The organism is Frankia sp. CeRuru1, from assembly GCF_977966315.1.
In genome coordinates, this window is sequence record NZ_CDWWEW010000372.1 from 1 (window position 1) to 4,940 (window position 4,940).

Annotated in this window: 4 protein-coding genes and 1 pseudogene; 3 read left to right on the forward strand and 2 right to left on the reverse strand. The window is 73.2% G+C overall.

What is annotated here, in order from left to right; translation table 11 throughout:
* Window positions 1–212: pseudogene (locus tag AC08OP_RS20545) on the reverse strand (galactose-1-phosphate uridylyltransferase); the annotation flags it as partial.
* A 219-nt stretch (window positions 213–431) separates the two neighbouring features.
* Here AC08OP_RS20545 and soxR point away from each other — a divergent pair.
* From soxR to AC08OP_RS20560, 3 genes are all read left to right on the forward strand, one after another.
* Window positions 432–923, forward strand: coding sequence for a redox-sensitive transcriptional activator SoxR (soxR, locus tag AC08OP_RS20550; protein ID WP_462187095.1), 492 nt, complete (start codon window positions 432–434; stop codon window positions 921–923).
* A gap of 168 nt (window positions 924–1,091) precedes the next feature.
* Window positions 1,092–1,841 (forward strand): NADPH-dependent FMN reductase, encoded by a 750-nt coding sequence (locus AC08OP_RS20555; RefSeq protein WP_476615674.1) that lies wholly within the window; start codon window positions 1,092–1,094, stop codon window positions 1,839–1,841.
* Window positions 1,842–2,032: 191 nt separating this feature from the next.
* On the forward strand, window positions 2,033–3,289 hold the full coding sequence (locus AC08OP_RS20560; protein ID WP_476615675.1) for an ABC transporter substrate-binding protein: 1,257 nt from the start codon (window positions 2,033–2,035) through the stop codon (window positions 3,287–3,289).
* A 24-nt stretch (window positions 3,290–3,313) separates the two neighbouring features.
* Here the strand turns inward: AC08OP_RS20560 and AC08OP_RS20565 are convergent.
* Window positions 3,314–4,940, reverse strand: a 1,627-nt coding sequence (locus AC08OP_RS20565; protein ID WP_476615676.1) for an ATP-binding cassette domain-containing protein, incomplete at its 5' end; no start/stop codon positions are given.

Here is a 4,940-nt window from a genome sequence, read left to right on the forward strand (position 1 = left end):
GAGTAGGAGGGGTTGCGTTCACCGCCGGCCCGGAGGTTGCCCGGGCAGAGGTCGCATAGAGGATCATGGGCGACTGCGGCCGGCACCGGCGGTGGTTCCTGACCGCCGTGCCACGGTCGCCGCGTCCGCCCCGGCGAGACCAGAACCCAACGGCCGGTGAGCGGGTTGAACCGCCGATGCGTGATGTCGTCCATCGCGACGAAGCCTGCCATGGGCGGCGACCGCGGCAAACGCGCTGCCGGGACGGCCGGGGGTGATCCCCGTTACCACGGAGCCAGGGCGTGACGAGGGGCGACGCGGGGCAACGAGGGGCGGCGAGACGTAACGAGGCGTGGCGAAGAGTGACGGGGCGTGACGGCCAGCCCGTCGCGGCGCCGCCGGGTTCCGGGAACCTCATGTTGAGTTCAACTTCAACACCATAGTCTGCGGGCATGCTTCCTACCGATCTGATGACCGTGGGTGAGCTCTCGCAACGAAGTGGCTTCGCCGCGTCGGCGCTGCGCTTCTACGAACAGCGGGGCCTGCTCACCGCCACCCGGACCTCGGGTGGGCAGCGCCGGTACGAGCGCCATGTCCTGCGGCGGCTGGCGTTCATCCGCGCCGCCACCGCGGTCGGGCTCAGTCTCGACGAGGTGCGGGAGACCCTGTCGTCGCTGCCCGAGTCGCGCACGCCGACCAAGGCGGACTGGTCCGCGGTCTCGCGGCGGTGGCGCGGCCGGCTGGACGACGAGATCGCGGCTCTGGTCGCGCTGCGTGACGGACTCGACTCGTGCATCGGCTGCGGCTGCCTGTCGCTGCTTCGCTGCCGCATCTCGAATCCGCACGACCGGATCGCCGAGCTGGGGCCGGGCGCCCGCGCGCTGCCGGCCGCGCTGCGCCGGACCCGCAACCCCCTCGATCGGTGTGGTCAGCCCGTCCGATAGGACATCGGCTAGGACATCCGCGATAGGACAGACGCGACGGCACGCGGGTGGCGGTCCATCGCCGGACCGACATGAGCCAGATCCGGGACGCCGGACCGAGACGCCGGACCGAGACGCCGGATCCGGGACGCCGGATCCGGGACGCCGGATCCGGGACGAGGAGGGGTAGTGGGAGACACATTCGGCATGTTCCAACCGGGTGCCAGCAACGGCGAACCGAGGAGCGGGCGCAGCCAGACGGGCAGCCAGACGGTCGGTACGGATCCCGTCTCCGGGCTGCCCAGCCGGGTCTCGGCGCACCGTTCGCCCGGCATGCCGCCGGACGGTCCCGGTCCGGTGCGGGCCCGTCGCCGCCGCCCGTTAATCGTCGGCATCGGTGGCAGCAGCCGGGCGAACTCCACCACCCACCAGGCCCTGGCGACGGTGCTGGCGATGATGGGGCAGGCCGGCGCGGAGACGATACTGCTCGGTGCGGCGGACCTGGACCTGCCGATGTACGCGCCGGAACGCCAGGAACGTCCCGCCGCGGCGCTGCGCCTTCTCGCCGCCGTCGAACGGGCCGACGGCCTCGTGATCGCGACTCCCGGTTACCACGGCGGGATGTCGGGCCAGGTCAAGAACGCCCTGGACTATCTGGAGGACCTGCGCGGCGCGCCCCGGCCCTACCTGGACGGCCGGGCGGTCGCACTGATCGTCGGAGCCCGGGGCACGCAGGCGGCCGGGACGACGCTGACGGCCCTGCGCTCAACGGTGCACGCCCTGCGCGGCTGGCCGACCCCGCTGGGAGTCACCCTGAACACCGCGGTGCCGCTCTTCGACCCGCACGGGCGAGTACTCGACCCAACCGTCGCGGCCCGCCTGGAGACCCTCGCCAACCAGATCATGGGGTTCACCTACGCCTGGTCCCAGGTGCTCTGAGGTGATCTGAGGTGATCTGACGCCGGGACGCGACCCCGCGCCGCGGCCCGTGCGGGTCCCGGCTAACCCGGGCGTATCCGTCCTGAGCAGGCAGGTCTACCGTGGCGGGGCCCGGCAGGGGACAGCGGGGCCCGGCAGGGGACCGGAACACGGGACGCATGACGAGGCACGCACGACGAGGAGGCGGCACGGTGGGACGACGGTACGGGCTCCGGCGGCTCGCCGCGGCGGTTCTGGGCGCCGTGCTGGCGGGAACGCTCGCCGCGTGCGGTGGCGACTCGGACGGCGAAGCCACCGGCACCTCCTCGGCCGGATCGACGGTCAAGCTGATGATCATCGCCCCGGTGGGCACGTCCGGGACGAACTACCCGGAGATGGTGGCCGCCGCCCGGGCCGCCGTGCGCGGGGTCAACGCCCGGGGCGGGATCGCCGGCCACCGGGTCGAGCTCGTGCACTGCAACGAGAAGAACGACGCCGCCATGGCCAGGAAGTGCGCCCAGCAGGCGGTGGATCAGCACGTGCTCGCGGTCGTCAGCGAGGTCAGCGGCTCGGGCGGGATCATGCCCATCCTGGAGAACGCGGGGGTCCCGTCCATCGGTTCGGCCGGGATCTCGGCCGACGGATCCGAGCTCAGCTCCCCGATCAGCTACGTCATCAGCCCGCTGACCCTCTACCCCGCGGTCTGCCCGTCGTTGCTCGCCAAGGCGGGGGCCACCCGCCTCGGGCTGGTCGGCTACGACCTCAGCGCCAGCGACCGGCTCATCATCATGGCCGAGGGCGGCGCGAAGGCGGTAAACCGTCCGATCAATCCGAAGATCCGTATTCCGATCACGACGAGCGACTTCACCCCGGCGATCTCCCAGCTCACCCGGTCCGGTGCCGACGGAGCCGTGCTCGTCGTGTTCGACCAGGCCGCCTATGCGGTGATCTCCCAGGCCGGCCAGCGGGTCCGGACCTGCCACGCGGCCGGAACCCTCTCGCCGAAGTACCTGTCGACGCTCGGTCCGGCCGCGGACAACCTCGTGGTCGCGACCGCGTTCCCCGAGCTGAGCCAAGCCGGCCAGTTCCCCGAGGTCGCCCGGATGATCTCCGAACTGGACGCCGAGCAGGCCGGCGGGGACGCGGACGCGGCCCCCGCGCTGCGCACCACGACGACCACCACCGGCGCGTGGCTGTCCGTGCAGATCGCCGAGAAGGTGGGCAACAAGGTGTCCGGCGAGCTCACCGCCCGCACCCTGCTCGACCAGCTCAACCGGACCACCGACCTGGACCTGGGCGGCATCGTCCCGCGGCTGAACCTCACGGCGACGACGCCGATCCCCGGGGCGGAACGGATCTTCAACACCACGCTGCGGGGAGCCCGCTGGGACAGCGCGTCGAAGAGCTTCGTGCCGCTCGGCCCGGAGACCTACTCCGGCCTGGACATCCTGCGCCGGGCCGCCTCCTGACTCTGAGGCACACGCTGACCCGGGTCAGGCACGCGGGCCGCTGAGGGCGCCATCGCCGGCTGGGGCACCACCGGACGGGGCACCATCGCCGGAGTCCGCCGGCCGCCCGGGTGACAGATAGGCGCCGAGCAGGATCTCCCGGTCGGCACGGGCCTGGGCGGCGGTGCCCGACCAGGCGAGGGCCCCGTGCCGCAGGACGTGCACCCGATTGGCGATCGACAGGGCGCTGCGGACGTGCTGCTCGACGAGGATCACGGCGAGCCCGTCGTCCGCGGCGGCGCGCACCGCCGCCAGCAGACGGTCCACGACGCGCGGCGCGAGGCCCAGCGAGAGCTCGTCGGCGAGCAGAACCGTGGGCCGGCGCGCCAGGGCGCGCGCGAGGGTCACCATCTGCTGCTGCCCCCCGGAGAGCAGCCCCGCCCGCCGGTCGAGGTGCTCGGCGAGCTCGGGGAAGACCGCGAGGGCGAGGTCCGGGTCGCATCGACCGACCCGGAGATTCTCCCGGACGGTGAGGTCCATGATGACCGAGCGTTCCTCGGGAACCAGGCTCAGGCCACGCCGGCACCGTTCGTGCAGCGCGGCGGTCGTCACGGCCCCGGCGAGCAGGACCTCGCCTCCCGCTGACGGGATCGCGCCGGCCAGCGCCAGCAGTGTCGTCGTCTTGCCGGCACCGTTCGGGCCGAGCAGGGTCACGACCTCGCCGGCGTACACCTCCAGGTTGAGGTCGCGGACCACCGGGCCGTTGCCGTAGCCGGCGGACAGGCCCCGCGCCGCCAGCACCGCGGGGCCGGCCGCGAACCGGGCCGGATCCGTCAACCGAGCCGGATCCGTCAACCGAGCCGGGACCGCCGCCTCCCCCAGGCAGGCGACCCGCACCCGGGGGTCCTCGCGCACCCGCTCCGGCGTCCCCTCGGCGATGCGCTCCCCGGCGTCCAGCACGACCACCCGGTCGCAGACCCCCATGACCACGTCCATGTCGTGTTCGTTGAGCAGGATGCCCAGCCCCCAGTCGTCGGCGAGCCGACGCAGCAGGCCCGCGACCTCCGCGCTCTCCGATTCGTCCAGCCCGGCGCACGGCTCGTCGAGCAGCAGCACGGCGGGGCGCGCCGCGACAGCCCGGGCGATGGCCAGCAGCCGACGGCGACCGTAGGGAAGCTCCGCCACGGTGCGCAGGAGATCGTCGCGCAGCCCGAAGGCGTCGATCGCAGCGACCGCGGCCGGCTCGAGCGGACGTCCCCGGGGGAACAGCAGGTCGGTGAGATAGGCGCGGGTGTCCCGGCGGTCGCTGGCCGCCTGGATGTTCTCGATGACCGTCAGATCGTCGAACAGCTCCAGGTTCTGGAACGACCGGCTGATGCCGGCGCGGGCCCGCCGGTGCGCCGGCAGACGGTCCAGCCGGACGCCGCCCAACGTCATCGACGTGACCGAGAACGGGGTGTAACCGGTGATCGCGTCGATGACCGTCGTCTTGCCCGCGCCGTTCGGGCCGATCATCCCGACGATCTGACCGGGTTCCACCCGCAGGTCGACCGAGCGCACCGCGGTGACCGCGCCGAACCGGACCGTCAGACCCCGGACCGACAGGACGGCGGGCGCGACAGGCGCGGGGGGCGTGGCAGGCGCGGCGGGCGCGGCGGGCGCGGCGGGCGCG

Excerpts from the sequence above, each read along its gene's own strand:
- soxR (WP_462187095.1), top strand. The coding sequence starts at position 432 with ATGCTTCCTACCGATCTGATGACCGTGGGTGAGCTCTCGCAACGAAGT.